Annotated in this window: 12 protein-coding genes and 2 pseudogenes; 8 read left to right on the top strand and 6 right to left on the bottom strand. The window is 42.8% G+C overall.

Annotated elements, in window-relative coordinates:
- The first annotated feature begins 35 nt into the window (after nucleotides 1–35).
- On the top strand, nucleotides 36–938 hold the full coding sequence (locus N8A86_RS05915) for a metallophosphoesterase family protein (RefSeq protein ID WP_273568208.1): 903 nt from the start codon (nucleotides 36–38) through the stop codon (nucleotides 936–938).
- Nucleotides 939–1,000: 62 nt separating this feature from the next.
- Here the strand turns inward: N8A86_RS05915 and N8A86_RS05920 are convergent, their stop codons facing one another.
- The 3 genes from N8A86_RS05920 to N8A86_RS05930 all read right to left on the bottom strand — a co-directional run bounded on the left by N8A86_RS05920 (nucleotide 1,001) and on the right by N8A86_RS05930 (nucleotide 4,030).
- Entirely contained in the window at nucleotides 1,001–1,720 is a 720-nt protein-coding gene (locus tag N8A86_RS05920; RefSeq protein ID WP_273568209.1) for an energy transducer TonB, read from the bottom strand.
- 223 nt (nucleotides 1,721–1,943) lie between these two features.
- Nucleotides 1,944–3,539, bottom strand: a complete 1,596-nt coding sequence (locus N8A86_RS05925) for a Gfo/Idh/MocA family protein (protein WP_273568210.1) — start codon at nucleotides 3,537–3,539, stop codon at nucleotides 1,944–1,946.
- Complete coding sequence (locus N8A86_RS05930; protein WP_273568211.1) at nucleotides 3,536–4,030, bottom strand: DoxX family membrane protein; 495 nt, start codon at nucleotides 4,028–4,030, stop codon at nucleotides 3,536–3,538. The genes N8A86_RS05925 and N8A86_RS05930 overlap by 4 nt, the downstream gene beginning before the upstream one ends.
- A 155-nt stretch (nucleotides 4,031–4,185) precedes the next feature.
- Between N8A86_RS05930 and N8A86_RS05935 the strand changes: the two genes are divergently transcribed.
- The gene (locus N8A86_RS05935; protein ID WP_273568212.1) at nucleotides 4,186–4,836 is read left to right on the top strand and encodes a hypothetical protein; all 651 of its coding nucleotides are present in this window, start codon (nucleotides 4,186–4,188) and stop codon (nucleotides 4,834–4,836) included.
- Nucleotides 4,837–4,985: 149 nt separating this feature from the next.
- Nucleotides 4,986–5,567 carry a nuclear transport factor 2 family protein gene (locus tag N8A86_RS05940; protein ID WP_273568213.1) on the top strand — a complete coding sequence of 194 codons (582 nt, stop codon included), beginning with the start codon at nucleotides 4,986–4,988 and terminating at the stop codon, nucleotides 5,565–5,567.
- Nucleotides 5,568–5,678: 111 nt separating this feature from the next.
- Here the strand turns inward: N8A86_RS05940 and N8A86_RS05945 are convergent.
- Nucleotides 5,679–7,246: pseudogene (locus N8A86_RS05945) on the bottom strand (IS1182 family transposase).
- Between the two features lie 224 nt (nucleotides 7,247–7,470).
- On the opposite strand from N8A86_RS05945, the gene N8A86_RS05955 reads away from it, so the two are divergent.
- Nucleotides 7,471–8,397: a hypothetical protein gene (locus tag N8A86_RS05955; protein ID WP_273568216.1), complete on the top strand. Its 927-nt coding sequence runs from the start codon at nucleotides 7,471–7,473 to the stop codon at nucleotides 8,395–8,397.
- Nucleotides 8,398–8,481: 84 nt separating this feature from the next.
- Here the strand turns inward: N8A86_RS05955 and N8A86_RS21960 are convergent.
- A pseudogene (locus N8A86_RS21960) lies at nucleotides 8,482–10,063 on the bottom strand (IS1182 family transposase).
- Between the two features lie 261 nt (nucleotides 10,064–10,324).
- Between N8A86_RS21960 and N8A86_RS05970 the strand changes: the two are divergent.
- Entirely contained in the window at nucleotides 10,325–11,752 is a 1,428-nt protein-coding gene (locus N8A86_RS05970) for a PQQ-dependent sugar dehydrogenase (RefSeq protein ID WP_273568219.1), read from the top strand.
- Nucleotides 11,753–11,878: 126 nt separating this feature from the next.
- On the opposite strand, the gene N8A86_RS05975 is transcribed toward N8A86_RS05970, so the two are convergent.
- Nucleotides 11,879–13,138 carry an aminotransferase class V-fold PLP-dependent enzyme gene (locus N8A86_RS05975; protein WP_273568220.1) on the bottom strand — a complete coding sequence of 420 codons (1,260 nt, stop codon included), beginning with the start codon at nucleotides 13,136–13,138 and terminating at the stop codon, nucleotides 11,879–11,881.
- Nucleotides 13,139–13,229: 91 nt separating this feature from the next.
- Here N8A86_RS05975 and N8A86_RS05980 point away from each other — a divergent pair, with 91 nt between their 5' ends.
- From N8A86_RS05980 to N8A86_RS05990, 3 genes are all read left to right on the top strand, one after another.
- Nucleotides 13,230–13,691 carry a RidA family protein gene (locus N8A86_RS05980; RefSeq protein WP_273568221.1) on the top strand — a complete coding sequence of 154 codons (462 nt, stop codon included), beginning with the start codon at nucleotides 13,230–13,232 and terminating at the stop codon, nucleotides 13,689–13,691.
- A 98-nt stretch (nucleotides 13,692–13,789) separates the two neighbouring features.
- Entirely contained in the window at nucleotides 13,790–14,902 is a 1,113-nt protein-coding gene (locus N8A86_RS05985; protein WP_273568222.1) for a D-TA family PLP-dependent enzyme, read from the top strand.
- Nucleotides 14,903–14,987: 85 nt separating this feature from the next.
- Nucleotides 14,988–15,572, top strand: coding sequence for a phosphatase PAP2 family protein (locus N8A86_RS05990; protein ID WP_273568223.1), 585 nt, complete (start codon nucleotides 14,988–14,990; stop codon nucleotides 15,570–15,572).
- Nucleotides 15,573–15,576: the final 4 nt, after the last annotated feature.

The raw sequence follows: 15,576 nt of genomic DNA on the forward strand, positions 1-15,576 counted from the left end.
TGCACGCTTTTTTGGATATTTATAAAAAATTGAAAATGTCATCGAACTTCAGGTTGTCGCGAGCCTACGAAAATGCCAAAACGGTACCTTTTGATGATAGCTCGAAATTCATTTTATTCAGTGATTGCCATCGTGGCGACAATAGCTTTGCCGACGATTTTGCGAACAACCGAAATATCTATTTTCATGCCTTGAAATTTTATTTTAACGAAGGGTTTCAATACTGCGAATTGGGTGATGGCGATGAACTTTGGGAAAACATACATTTCGAATCTATTTTCGAAGCGCATAAAAATGTTTACGGACTTTTACGCCAATTCCACTTAGGGAATAGATTACATATGATATGGGGTAATCATGACATGGTCTACAAGGATCCCGATTATGTAAAAGCGCATTTATCGAGTTATTTCGAGCCTATTGACAATACTGACAAAGAGCTTTTTGAGGGAATTTCATATCATGAAGCCATTATTCTTAAGCACAGCGAAACGCAACAAGAAATTTTTCTGACTCACGGCCATCAAGCAGATTGGTGGAACTATACCTTTTGGCGGTGGAGTCGATTTTTAGTGCGGGTACTTTGGAAACCGCTTCAAGTATGGGGTATTGCAGATCCGACAAGTCCTGCGAAGAACTATAAGGAACTTATAAAGATAGAAAAACGTATCAAAAAATGGATTCTAATGAATAATCTCCTTATCACAATTGTCGGCCATACCCATCGGCCCCGATTTCCTGAACCGGGCGATATTCCTTTTTTTAACGATGGTAGTTGCGTACATCCGAGAAGTATTACTGGTATCGAGATAGAAAACGGAAAAATCTCATTGATCAAGTGGCAAATTGCCACCACGGATGATGGCATACTGCGCGTAGTGCGTATTTTATTGGAAGGCCCTCAAAAACTCATCGATTACAAAGAGCCGAAGAATTAGTTTTTACTATTTCCTCGATGAAAACAGTCTTAGGAAATAATATAAAACCTACCTTTTTAGACCTATTGCAACCTAAAAGTGACCGGTATACTATAGGGCACCTTTACGGCCCTGCCTCTTTGTGTTCCGGGAGTCATTTTAGGAAGAGCGGCAATAATACGGCCTGCCTCTTTTTCTAGGTTCTGATCCGGCCCACGAGTTCTAATATTGGTGATATATCCCTTGGAGTCTATGGCGAACTGTACGTAAACTTTTCCTTGAATACCAAGTTCAAGTGCCATATCAGGATACTTGAACTGCTTGATGACATGCTCTTGCATTTTTTTCTGAAAACATGCCTTACGTTCATCATTGTTGGTGGCGCTCTCACACCCGGGAAATATTGGTACGTTTTCAATAACCGCAAATGGTACCGAAATCTCTTCTTCAATTTCTTCAACGGCAACATCGTCTACTGACACTTCTTGTACCACCGTTTCCTGGCTAATCTCGGTACTTTCTATTATTGTCTCCTCAATCTCGGCCTCATCTTCTACAATCTCTATAACCTCGGGTGCTGATGGCGGTGGCGGTGGCGGAGGGGTCTTAATGGCTTCCGTAATTGGAACTTCTTCCTTCATATCATCGGATACCATCATAGCTTCGACTATTAAATTTTCCTTCGGATAAGTCTTATGTTCCAATGCCAGCCAAGTAACAAGCAAGACCATTGTTAGACCTATCACGAAAAACAGGCCACTATCTTTATTCAAATCGGCTTTGGGATTTTTCTTAGGTTCCATAATAAATGTCATGTATTGGTGAATAACACATTGAAAATAAGATGTTTGAAAACAAAAAAATATGATATTTGTCAGTTCTAGTTCATGATCGGTTTTTTTTTGCGTAGGGGCACAAAATAATATCGAAATGGTCCAAAGCACATAAACACTGGCCACTCGATTAACTACAATCAAAAAAACAGGCTCCTGGGCCTGTTTTTTCAAGATAATAAATCTGAATACATTATGTTACGACCGTGTTCGAAAGCAATGCTTCATCAAAATCGATACCTTCGATAGGCACGAGTTTTTCTTCTGAGGGATCCCAATCGATTCGTCTACCCAATTTATATGATAGTCCGGCCATATGAGAAGATATGGCCTCTTCAAAACCTTCTTTGATTCCGCAACTCACATTTCCTCCATTTCGTACACTGCTCAACCATTCCCTCATATGTAAGAAAGTTGAATCGACCCGAGCTCCGTTAATATAGGTCCACATTAATCCTTTATCGGCAAAATACTGCGATGTTGCCGAGGCGACCGCATCAGGAATATTGGCCCCAGGATTGTATTGATAAATGGGTACGCCCGGGTTCATTTTTTCCTCTTCGACCATATCGGCATATCGGGTAGACCGTCCATCGGGCCAAACAGTCAATCGATTGCCCAGTTCCATGGTGCCGTCATGACCCATGAGAACGGTCGGGCGGTTATAGCCGTTACCCAAGGTCGCACTATAAACAAAGGTCATTCCCTTCTCTTTTCCTTTTATTTGACTGCTGCCGGTACTAAAATTGGGGAACTCCATGTTTACTTGCAGCACATCGGGCACATTGCGTCCATCTTTATGGGTATAAATTCCGCCAGAGGCCATTACCGAATTTGGTATTCCCATATTGAGAACACAGTTCAAACGATCGTAATCATGGGATAATAGGTCTCCAGAAAGCCCAGATCCATAAGCCCACCATTTACGCCACCTAAAAAAATGGTTCTTGTTGAAGGGAATTTTAGGGGCAGTCCCCAAAAACATTTCCCAATCAATGGTCTGTGTGCTCGCATCAGGATGAATATCATACATCCACGCACCGTTATCATCATTACGGTTGGTATTGGTCTGTATCAACGACACATGGCCGATTGTACCTTTTTGAACAATATCCTTGGCAGTAAGGAAACTCAGGGTCTGTCTATGCTGATGCCCAACCTGCAGCACCGCACTGGAATTGAGTGCGGCTTCGCGCAACCGATAGGTTTCTTCTACGGTATGTGTCATGGGCTTTTCAATATACACATGAATATTATTTTCAAGAGCGTCAATTGCCATTGGGGCATGCCAATGATCTGGTGTGGCAATGACCACGGCATCAACGTTACCACTACGAATCATTTCTTGATGGGTACGGTAGCGCACCATCTTATTGTCATCAGAATTGAACGATTTCAGGGCCTTGTTGGCACGATAATCAAAAATATCACATACACCGGTCAACTTCAGGTTCAACTTTTCTTGGCCCATAAAATCTTTCAAGGCAGAATGTTTCGGATCTTCTTCGGTGGCAGCTTTCATATCGGCCTTCCATTCATTGGTAGCGAAACCCAATGCCCGACAGAGTTGTTCGCCTCGGATACCAAAACCTATAATACCTACCCTAACAGGCTCACCGCCTATACCTTGTACTGCAGGTGGCAATGATGGCTTTAAGTTCAGTTGTTCGAGAATCGCCGAACGTTCATTTTTCTTTGAAACGGTACTTGAGGCGCCTGCCCACCACACGGCACCAAGAATTGGTATTCCGCCTAATCCTTTTAGTGCATCTCTTCTTGTCCAGCTCATAATGTTTCTGTTTTGGTTAGTTCTTCACTTTTGGCAAACAATCGCTTGATTCCGAAATATTGGCCAGTCGGAATTTGATAGATTACAACACACGCAATCAGCTCAATAAGGTTCTTGTTAATGAACCAATAACTTCCCTCCACATTTAACTGAGTAACCCATGGAAATGACGGATGGGCTAAATAATACAGGGCAAGAAGAACAATGGCCGCCAAGGCGCCCCACTTTTCGAAAATGCCCAAGATCAACGAAAGGCCCACAAAGATCAAGACGATTATGTTCATCCAATCGGCAATGCCGATCAAAGGTTCATTGGTCATCCATAAAAAGATAGATCGAAAAGGTCCTTGCGCAGAAGCAAGGTATCCAAAAGAAGTCCAATCGGGGTCGTATAGCTTAATGATCCCTTCATACAAAAAGTGCCAGCCAATAAAAAGGCGAAGAATCACTAAACTATTCATCAAGTGTTTTTCATTTTTAATAGATATCATATAGAAAAAGTTAAGTTGGTTATTCTTTGTTGTCTACAAACGATTTTCTAAAACTATTTTATTCTTCTTTAATAAAATATGATATTTGTCAGTTACAGGTACTGGCTTTGTGCAATCGGTCAAATTGAAATATCTTTAGGGCCTAAACACAAACCATGTTCAAGAAAATTTATCTCGCTTCGCTTTCGCTATTCATTCTGGCATCTTGCTGGAAAGACAAAAGCCCGGAAGACCTTATCCGCCTGAAGGACAAATTCAAATCGACCGTATCATCCTTCGAAAAAAAGAAAGTGACCGCCAATAAAAATGTCAATAAAGGCCTTGAAACCTTAAATGCCCTGAAAAAGGCTTTGGAAGACACCAAAAACGAGGATAAGGAATTCGCCAAAGTCTATGGCGATTGGGAAAAAGTGAACAAACGGGTCGAAAACCTTAACCAAGAATATGAAGACCTTAAGAAACATGCCTCGAATCTGTTCACCGCCATGGAAACCCAGACCAATAGTCTGAGCGACGAAAAAAGCAAAAAGACACTTTTGAAAGCCATCGAAAAGGCCCGTACCAAATATAACGGCACGTTGACCAATACGTCACAGGCCATCGACAAGCTGCGTTTGTTACATGGCGATGCCGTTGAAGTCGTGAAGGCATTGGAAGTTGCCGCCGCCTTGAACTCCTTTGATAACATCAACGACCAAATGAAGAGTATCGAAGGGCGTGTCGACGGTATCATGCAAGAACTGAACCTGGCCGTGGTCGAAAGTAAAAAATTGTATGAAAAGAAGATTACCGAGTTGGGAGAATAAACCAATTAACCTGCGCATAGCCACCGAATTTGGGGTGCTAAAAGCATAAAACCTGTACATATAACCTAGTTGTACATAAGCTGAAAACAGAAATACACAGATTATTTTTAGTATCTTTAACTAGTTATTAATCAACTAAAACCAATAAAATGAAAACACTATTCAATCTCAACATCCTGAAAGCAGGATTGATTTTTTGTGCGCTTCTTGTAGCAAGTTGCGGCGAAACCAAAAAAGAAAATGCCGAAGTAGTAGAAGTAGAACCACCTGTATTAGAGTCCGCCTCTCAAGAATATGCCGATATTGTCCTGAAGATGTATGACCACTTCTCAAACTTTGACTATGATGCCTTAGGAGCCATCATGGCTGACGACATTACATGGTATTGGCCAGATGGCGGTGCCGATACACGTAATTCAATCAAGGGAAAAGACAAGGTCATTGAATTTTGGAAAAATTGGGAAAAGACGACAGGAGGAAAAATGACCTTTGCAAAAAACACGCTTTTACCTATTAAAGCAAATAAACCGACAAACTACTATAAGGCGGTGGGTTCAGGAGTACTTGCATATACAGATATGACAATTACACTTAAAGAACAATCTACAACTGTAAGACAGCATGCTGTAATAATGTTTAATGATGACATGAAAATAAGCAATGTGTTTTTGTATTACGATAGAACTGGAATCATGGAATTGACGAATGTGGTCTTTGGAGAAACTGAATAAAGACGGCATTTTAAAAGCCTATGTACAACAACGGTAACCGTGGCACAAGCCTCTAATCTGTGAGAAAAGGAATCGATATAAGCCTCTTTAAGAGCCTTTTTTATTGTCAAATTAGTATTGAAACGTCAATTTTCGATGCCTTTGCAAAGCTGAAAACAGGTCTTGGACAACACTTTTCAACAAGTCTCCGAAAGCAAGCTGTCCCGCCCCACTTTTTGAGCGTTTTTCGATGAATTTCAGGTATTTCTTCAGGTTATAGGCAATTGCCGAGAGGTGCATCACCTTGTTGGCCTGCTTGATTCCAATGGTATTTATCCTGCGCATGCCCATGAACTGGGTCAAGGTACCGAATACCGGTTCTACCGTGCTCTGACGTTTGCTCTTCATGTACCTGCCCTCTTTGCTATTGACCCGTTCGATGTTACGCTCGTATTCTTCTCGATAATAGGTGACCGAGAACTGTTTCTCGTTCACCTTTCCCAAACATGTAGACCGTAGCGGACAGCCCTTGCAGATCTTGCTCGATGCACGGTAAGACTTCTTTTTTGTCTTGGTGCGGCTGTCCAAAAATACTTTCTTGAAAGGAACGACCTTGCCTTGAGGACATAGATAAAAATCCTGTTCTTCAACGTATACAAAACCATCTGGGCCGCCCTTATAGGTGCCGTGGGGCGGAATGAAACTCTTTAGCCCCTTCGCTTCGAGAAAGGCATAGTTCTCTCCGCTGCTATACCCGGTATCGGCTACACAGTTTTTCCAAACCAGACCTTGCTTCCACAATCGCTTCTTTAATCTCCTTACGATATCGGGAAGCTGCCGATTGTCTTTGCCATCAGCGTGGTAAGCCCTGATATCGGTGATTACATGGTGTGCGGTGTCCACGCTCAATTGTGAGAGATAGTTCAGCTTCCGGGCCTTGCCCGGCTTTACGCTGATACGGGCGTCAGGGTCGGTCGGACTATAATGCGTCTTGTTACTGGTGTACTTACTACCCTTGTTGCCCGCCCCTGGTCTTTGGTCCTGATCCTTCGCCCATTTCTTGTTACGGCCCTTTATCGCATCAAGTTCCTTCTTGCTTGCAGTTATACCGCGTTGACCTTTATCCGACCTGTCGCCTTTACTCTTACGATGGGGTGTTTCTTTATCCATTGAACTGATCGCCCGGACCCTTCGAAGATGTTCTTCCAGATCTTCTTCCGGCACTTTTAGTTCCAAGGTATCCATACTGGCATTCGCTTTGACAGGTGCACTATCGATAGCTTGCGTATGACCGCTGACCATACCCTTTTCAACACACAGACTCAAAACTCCTGTGAAGACTTCTTCGAACAGGGCTTCAGGAAAAGATTCCGTGTCCTGCTTATAGTACTGTGCCATGGCAGCTCCTCGTCAATATCATAACCAATGAAATATAGAATATCCAAACGCAGCGAACAATGGTCGATCAGCTTGCGGTCGCTGATCAGGTTCTCCAGATAACCAACCAAACACAACTTGAAAAATACAACAGGGTCAATGCTCTTCTGGCCGCTCTGCCCATAGTAATCCTTGGTAAGGGGATAGAGGAAATCCAGATCGATGGCACCTCTTAAACCCCGATAAAAATTGTTCTTCGGGATCCGTTCGCTAAGCTGGAATTGGGCGAACAGCTTTTCTTGATAATCTTTCTTGCCTTGCATACTTAAAGTTACGATCCAACCTCCAAAGCACAATGATCATCAACAACTTTTTTCGCTAACTTGTGCAACAGGCACACCGTATATAATTTATTGCTGGTTCTAGCCTACTTACGAAAATCCTCGCGGATTTTCTATTCGGTTTTTATTTGCTAAATTACGTGCTTAACCACGCAACAAATAATATACAAATCCGTTACCACCAATTTTGAAAAATGAAATTTCGATTGACAATATTACTTCTGATTTTAATTCAATTTTCCTATGGACAAAATCAGGATTTGGAAAAAAGTCATCTGACTGAAATCGAAGGATGGAAATCTTACTTTGATGGAAATAGGACTGAAGCCAAATCAAAATTCACAAAAGCAATCGAATTAGATTCGACAAATTATTTAGCCAAAATAGGACTTTTCAACACAAAGAATGAAAGTGAATTGAATGAGGCTGATTTTGGACTAATACAGCGACTACCAAAAAAAGGGAATTATAATGACATAATGTTAAAACTTATGATGGCAAATCAAGTTGACAAAGAACTTCCTGATTCCATTAAAGTGATGCGAAATAAATATGATGAATCACATATTAAGTTCAAGGCTTCATTAACAGATTCTGAATTTAAGGTTTATGATGATAATGGCAATGTTAGACAAACAGGAGCTTTTAAAAACAGAAAACCGATTGGAACTTGGAAAAAATATGGTTATCAAAATAAGCTTCATCATTCATTTACTTTTTCCGAAGAAACAGATACTATTGTTATAAAATATTACAAGCCAAATGGAATAGTTGCGAGAAAGGAACTGACAACAGGAATGCCCTTCACAAATGAGAGCAAAAAATTCAAAGAAATTGTTTACTGGCAAGAAACACCTGGAAAAAACATTGAGTATTTATTTGTTTCAGAAAATGGATTCACAGTTTTTGATGGTGAAAACCCTGTTATATTCGATGAATCAACACCTGACAACATAATACAAATGAAATTTAATCCTGAAACCTATAGTCAAGAAGCTGTTATCTGGAAAGACGGAAAGACAATACCCTTTGAATTTTGTCCTTATGATGGAACAACTATGACCTATTTGGAAAACGGAATGAAAAAATCTTATCGTTGGGAAGATTGTAAAAAAATACCAATTGATAAATAAAAACGTTTGCTAACAATGGTAACCGTTGCACAAGCCAATAATTCGTAAATATTGAATGGATATAAGCCTCCGTAGGAGGCTTTTTCATGACATATCAAGAATCGAATTCGACCCTGAAGACTTTTTAAAAGCTGCCAATACGGTCTCAAGGACGCTTTTTAGGAATACGGCCAAAGCAAGCTGCCCCGCCCCGCTCTTGGAACGTTTTTGGTCGAACTTCAGGTATTTTTTGAGGTTGTAGGCGATCGCCGCCAGATGCATCACCTTGTTGGCCTGTTTCAGACCGATGGTATTTATCTTGCGCAGGCCTATGAACTGGGTCAGGGTGCCGAATACCGGCTCTACCGTACTCTGCCTCTTGCCCTTCATGTACCTGCCCAGTGGGCTTTCGACCCTTGCGATGTTCCTTTCATATTCTTCACGGTAAAAGGTGACACTGAACTTCTTCTCCTGGGCGCTTTTGCCCAGACAGCTACTTCTTATGGGACAATCGATACATACGTGCTTTCTCGCTCGATATTCTTTCTTCTTCGTCCCGGTACGGGCATCCAGAAATACCTTGGTAAAGGGAATTACCTTGCCTTGTGGACACAGATAATGATCCTGTTCTTCATTATAAACGAAACCCGTAGGTCCGCCCTTGTAGGTGCCGTGGGGCGGTATGAAGCTTCGTAGCCCGCGCCCTTCCAGAAAGGCATAGTTCTCGCCGCTGCTATAGCCCGTATCGGCCACACAATTTTCAAAGACCAGTCCCTCTTTCCACAACCTTCTTTGTACCCTTTTTACGATATCGGGCAATTGCTGGTTGTCCTTCCCGTCGGCATGGTAGGCCCTGATATCCGTGATCACATGGTGGGCCGTGTCCACGGTCAACTGCGAGAGGTAGTTCAACTTCCTGGCCTTACCGGGTTTAACACTGATCCGCGCATCGGGGTCGGTGGGACTATAGTGCGTCTTGTTCGAAGTATATTTCGAGCCCTTGTTCCCCGCTCCGGGCCGCTGGTCCTGATCCTTTGCCCACTTCTTGTTCCTGCTCTTTATGGCCTGTAGTTCCTTCTTGCTGGCCGTGATACTTTGTTGCTCTTCGGGGGCCTTGTTGTTGCTCGATCTTCTTATCGGCGTTTTTTTTATCCATGGCACTGATATGGCGGATACTGTGCAGATGGGCCTCCAGATCTTCTTCGGGGACCTTGAGCTCAAGACTGTCCATACTCGCATTGGCCTTGACCGGGGCACTGTCAATGGCCTGGGTATGCCCGCTGACCATGCCCTTGTCAACGCACATGGTCAGTATCTTGGTAAAAACTTCCTCGAAAACTTCCTCCGGGAACAACTGGCGCGTACGGCCGATCGTGGAATGCCAAGGTAGCTCCTCATCGATATCATAGCCCAGAAAATAAACGATGTCCAAGCGCATACCGCTATGGACGATCAAGTTCCGGTCACTGATGATATTTTCCAGATACCCCACCAAACAAAGCTTGAAGAACACCACCGGGTCGATGCTCTTCTGGCCGCTCTCCCCATAGTAGCCCTTGGTCAATGGGTACAAAAAGTCCAGATCCAACACCTCTTTCAAACGCCGGTAAAAATTGTGCTTGGGAACACGGTCGCTCAATTGAAAATGGGCGAACAATTTTTCTTGATAATCCTTCTTGCCTTGCATACTTAAAGTTACAATCCAACCTCCAAAGCACAATGATCATCAAAAACTTTTTTCGCTAACTTGTGCAACAGGCACAATGTGTATAATGCATAGCACCCTGCAAAACGCTACAGCACCATACACGGAACGTTGCCACCTGCCAAAAATTCGGGCGATTTTCTTTTGGTTCATTTTTCTTTTGTTACTTTGGTTTTTAAACTAAAACAAGGTCTTGTACACAAAAACGATATTTCTTTTGTGTTGCACTTCACAACCAAACAAATGTATTCAAAACTACTGGTCGGCTTTTTTCTAGGCATATTCTTATGGAGTTGCAAGAATGAGGATAAAACATCCCCTGCATCGACCGAACCCGAAATAACCGAAAAGCAAGAGCCTGCGAAAGCGGAAGAAATCAATGGTGGCCTATTGTTGCCCGATGGCTTCGGCGCGATTGTGGTGACCGATGGCATCGGTCCCTCGAGGCATTTAGCGATACGTGACAATGGCGATATCTATGTAAAACTGCGTACCGAAACGGGCAGAAATGGCAATATGGCCCTTCGGGATACCACAGGTGACGGGCGGGCCGATATTTTCGAAAGCTGGGGAGATTACCCCAACGATGGCAATTTCGGCACGGAAATGCGCATCCATAATGGCTATTTTTATTTTAGCTCCGAACAAGTTATTTATCGCCAAAAACTTACACCGGGCGAGCTACTGCCCGAAGGTAGTCCCGAGATCATACTGACCGACCAATACCCGAAACGATGGCACAATGCCAAATGTTTGGCCTTTGACACTAAAGGGAATATGTACGTTACTTTTAGTGCCCCGACAAACGCCTGCGAGGACCAAAATTCGCAGCCGGGCAATGTAAAGGGATTATCGCCTTGTCCCCTTCGGGAAGAACTCGGTAGCATCTGGAAATTCGATGAAAACAAACTGGGCCAATTTCAAGCGGATGGCGAACTGTTCGCCACAGGAATTCGAAGCGTCGTCGGCATCGCTTGGAACAGTGAGGATGATAAATTATATGCGGTGCAACATGGGCGTGATTACCTTCATAACCATGCCCCGCATTTCTACAGCAAGTGGGAACAGGCGGTGTTGCCCTCAGAGGAATTTATGAAAATAGAGAAAGGTGACGATTTCGGTTGGCCATTCACCTATTATGACCATTTCAAGAATAAAAAAATGCTGGCTCCCGAATACGGTGGCGATGGCAAGAAGGAAGCCAAGGAATACAAAAAACCCCTCATGGGCTTTCCTGCGCATTGGGCGCCCAATGACCTATTGTTTTATAGGGGAAATCAATTTCCGGAACGTTATAAGAAAGGAGCTTTTATCGCATTCCACGGATCTACCAATCGTGCCCCGTACTCCCAAGCGGGATATATTGTTGCTTTTATTCCTTTTGAAAATGGAAAACCTAAGGGCGAATGGGAAGTTTTCGCTGACGGATTCACAGGTATCGATACCCTAAAAATTGTGCAAGATGCAAAGTATAGACCTATGGGGCTTGCAGAAGGACCTGATGGATCCTTGTACATATCCGAATCCAAAAAAGGGAAGATATGGCGCGTTAATTATGGGGAAGATCCTTCAAAATTCAAAGAAACCCAGTTGGTTGAAATGGAAAAAAGGAAATCGAAACCATATCTCAAAACGCCTGACGAGAAAGTCGATGATTTGACTTTACAATAAACTACCTCGGGGCAAGCCCACGAGGTATTAAAATTCCAAAAAAATCAAATTCCAAATTCCAAAAAAAGACAAACGAGGTACGCCTCGGGTAATTTAACCCAAAGAGATTAATGTTAGGCTGTTGTTCTAACCCCGGGCCGCAATTGTCTTAATCGAATCGACAAATATATCCAGTTCTTCGGTCGTTGTATAAACGTTTGGCGTAATGCGGCAGCCTTGCACATTAGCGTGATCTATAGCTACCGTAAATATTTTGAATTCGTCCATCAAGGTTTTTGCGACATCGGCCGGTTTCATATGCGACACCCCGACATTGGCGATACCACAACTTTTATGCTCCTCGATCGGCGTGTTGACGATAACATTTTCGATATCTCGTAACTGATTGCTCCAATACCGTTGAAGATAACGCATTCTTTTTTCCTTTCTTTCCATACCGATCATTTCAAGATAATCCATGGCATCGTTAATAGCCAAATCTGTATGTACCGGATGGGTTCCGGTATGGTTCAATCTACTTATATCGTCGGGTTCTCTATCATGTTCGGCCAAAAGGGGCCATATTTTTGAAATCTTGTCTTTTTTGACAAAGAGAAGTCCTGATCCCAAAGGTGTACTCAACCATTTGTGCAAACTTGAGCCATAATAATCGCAATTGAGTGCTTTGATATCTACATTGATATGTCCGACACAATGTGCCCCATCGACCATAACCTCGACCCCATACTTATGCGCCATATCACAGATTTTTCGAACAGGAAGGATATGCCCCGTTATGTTAATCATGTGACAGACCATAATAAGCTTCGTCTTTGGGGTAATCTGCTCCTCGTAAAGAGAAACGATTTCCTCATCCGATTTTGGGTGATTAGGAACGGATACAATCTTGTTTACGATACCATAACGTTTTGCCATCAATTTAAAATGCTCCTGCATAGCCCCATAATCCTGTCGGGCAAATATGGCCTCATCGCCTTCTTTCCATGGAAAGCCACCTGAAACTAAATCCAATGATTCCGTTGTATTTCGAGTAATGATAAGTTCTTCAGGGTCACAGTTCACCAATTGGGCCAAACGATCAGCAACACTTTTTTTATTGTCCCATTGTACGGTGCGCATATAATAGGAAGCTTCATAATTGACCATTTTTACATGTTCTATAAACCTGTCCAAAGTAGGTTTTGGTGCAAAATTATAGTAGCCGTTTTCAAGATTGATGTATTCAGGTTTTAACGCATAATCCGCACGGATTCTTTTCCAGAATGCTTCATCATTCTTTGGATAGGGTTTTATTTCGGCCTCGTTCTGCGCATTCAATCCTATGGGCAGAAAAGGAGAAATCATAGCCGCCTGCCCTACTCGTTTAAGGAAGTCTCTTTTTCTCATTTTCTAGCGTTTTCATACGAACAAGATAGAAAAGAATAGGGTATATTTAGCTGGTTATATGGTATATTTAGTACTTATTAAAACATAAATTATGGAATCTCCTTCGGAAAGAATCAAAGCATTGGGACTCATTTTACCTCCAGCACCTCCCCCAGCAGGGTTGTACAAACCGATTTTGGTCGTCGATAATTTTTTATATGTTTCAGGTCAAGGCCCCATGAACACAGACGGTACTTTGATGGTCGGTCGCGCAGGCGATGATTTAGATTTGGACCAGGCCAAGCTGGGTGCAAGAAAGGTCGCATTGACCATGCTTTCGACCATTGAGACTCATTTTGGTAGCGTCGACAAGATCAAGCGACTGGTCAAAACATTGGGTATGGTGAATTCCACTCCTGAATTTGGGCAACAGCCTTTGGTCATCAATGGCTTTAGTGAACTAATGGCGGAGATATTCGGTGCAGAAAATGGTGTGGGTGTGCGTAGTGCCGTGGGAATGATACTGCCAGGCAATATTCCCGTTGAGATAGAAGCGATGTTCGAACTACATTAAAGACGTCCTATGAAATGAGCCATAACAATTCTTGATACCAACCGAGATTTTCAATGGCGAATTACATCTGACCTTTGAAAACAATAAAATTTGAACAGATGAAAGAACAGCAATGGTATGAGCTGACCGATACCGAAAACGTTATTTCCCCTTCGCTTTTGGTATATCCCGAGCGAATCGAACATAACATTCGTATGATGATTCGTATGACGGGCGGTACTTCCAATCTGCGCCCTCATATCAAAACGCACAAGACAGCTGAAATCATCAAAATGCAATTGGATGCGGGTATAGAAAAATTCAAGTGTGCGACCATTGCCGAAGCTGAGCTGCTGGCGATGTGCGACGCACCCGATGTGTTGCTTGCCATGCAGCCTGTCGGTGCCAATATTAGCCGATTTTTGTCATTGATGCAAACGTATCCAGAATCAAAATTCTCGGCCCTTGTAGACAACGATGCTACACTTCAGGCATTTACCAAAAAAGCCAAAACGCATGATATAAAAATCTCTTTATGGATGGATATCAATAATGGCATGAACCGCACAGGAATACTTCCTGATGAAAAGGCTGTCAACCTATACCGGTCCATGGAAAGCGAGTCTAATATAACGGCCATGGGCTTGCACGTGTATGACGGCCATCTTCGAAATCCAAATCCAGAGGAACGAAAAAAAGATTGTGATACCGCCTTTCAAAAGGTTCTGGAACTTAAGGATAAACTTGGCGAAATAGGTATCAAGGTAAAATCGATTGTGGCCGGGGGCTCCCCTTCGTTTCCTTTTCACGCGGAACGAAAAAATGTAGAAGCAAGTCCTGGTACCACCTTACTTTGGGATGCAGGTTATGGCAACCTCTTTCCTAAAATGGATTTTCTTCCTGCTGCAGTTTTAATGACCCGAATTATTAGTAAGCCTGCCAAAAATATCCTTTGCCTTGATTTGGGGCACAAATCGTTAGCGCCCGAAATGCCGTTCCCAAGGGTTCAATTTTTTGGCATAGAGGGCATAAAACAAATAGGTCAAAGTGAGGAACACTTCGTTGTGGAATGTGAAAATAATCAGGAGTATAAAGTTGGGGATGTATGCTACGCCCTTCCGGTTCACATTTGTCCAACAGTCGCGAAATATGAATATTTACAGGTCGTGAGGCATGGGAAAATAATCGGCACATGGAAAGTCGCCGCGCGAAATCAAAAAATAACGATATAACGGTTGATGGGATTCGTCCCTTGATGCACTTCTGATATCAGAATTGGGCAGAAATACCGTTTTAATACTAAGACGTGCTTATTTGATGAAAAAATCCACACTACTTGTTGTAATTTTTCTGCTACTTTGGGCTTCATCGTCATTTGGGCAAAAAGTAGATGGCCAGGATGGCACCCATGAACGATGGGAATATGTCTTGGAAGATATCGGAGATGTCTTGCAATTGGCCTTGCCTATTACCGCTGGCATTATGACCTTGGTCAAGAAAGATTACAAGGGCACCAAAAAGTTGGCCTTTTCATATGGTACTACATTAGCCGTTACTTACTCTTTAAAATACCTGACCAAAAAAGCAAGACCTGAAGATCGTAACCATTTTGACTCATTCCCTTCGGGGCATACTTCATCCGCCTTTTCGGGGGCCTCTTTCATACAAAGACGATACGGATGGAAATATGGTGCGCCTGCCTATGTATTGGCTACCTTGGTCGGTATAAGTCGCACCGAAGCCCCTGACGGTTATCATGATGGCTGGGACGTACTTGCAGGAGCAGCAGTGGGTATCGGTAGCACCTATCTATTTACAAAACCCTATCAGAAAGAACATCTAGATTTGGGTTTTTCCGCAGGCAAAGACACCTATGTACTTACCTTTATATACAAGTTTTAGTTCT

Origin of the sequence: Maribacter halichondriae, from assembly GCF_027474825.1 — a bacterium.
Classification (GTDB): domain Bacteria; phylum Bacteroidota; class Bacteroidia; order Flavobacteriales; family Flavobacteriaceae; genus Meishania; species Meishania halichondriae.

Bases quoted from the DNA above. Each gene is read 5' to 3' on its own strand.
- N8A86_RS05920 (WP_273568209.1), bottom strand. From the start codon at position 1,720: ATGGAACCTAAGAAAAATCCCAAAGCCGATTTGAATAAAGATAGTGGC.
- N8A86_RS05990 (WP_273568223.1), top strand. From the start codon at position 14,988: ATGAAAAAATCCACACTACTTGTTGTAATTTTTCTGCTACTTTGGGCT.
- N8A86_RS05935 (WP_273568212.1), top strand. From the start codon at position 4,186: ATGTTCAAGAAAATTTATCTCGCTTCGCTTTCGCTATTCATTCTGGCA.
- N8A86_RS05975 (WP_273568220.1), bottom strand. From the start codon at position 13,138: ATGAGAAAAAGAGACTTCCTTAAACGAGTAGGGCAGGCGGCTATGATT.
- N8A86_RS05940 (WP_273568213.1), top strand. From the start codon at position 4,986: ATGAAAACACTATTCAATCTCAACATCCTGAAAGCAGGATTGATTTTT.
- N8A86_RS05980 (WP_273568221.1), top strand. From the start codon at position 13,230: ATGGAATCTCCTTCGGAAAGAATCAAAGCATTGGGACTCATTTTACCT.
- N8A86_RS05985 (WP_273568222.1), top strand. From the start codon at position 13,790: ATGAAAGAACAGCAATGGTATGAGCTGACCGATACCGAAAACGTTATT.
- N8A86_RS05930 (WP_273568211.1), bottom strand. From the start codon at position 4,030: ATGATATCTATTAAAAATGAAAAACACTTGATGAATAGTTTAGTGATT.
- N8A86_RS05925 (WP_273568210.1), bottom strand. From the start codon at position 3,539: ATGAGCTGGACAAGAAGAGATGCACTAAAAGGATTAGGCGGAATACCA.
- N8A86_RS05915 (WP_273568208.1), top strand. From the start codon at position 36: ATGTCATCGAACTTCAGGTTGTCGCGAGCCTACGAAAATGCCAAAACG.
- N8A86_RS05970 (WP_273568219.1), top strand. From the start codon at position 10,325: ATGTATTCAAAACTACTGGTCGGCTTTTTTCTAGGCATATTCTTATGG.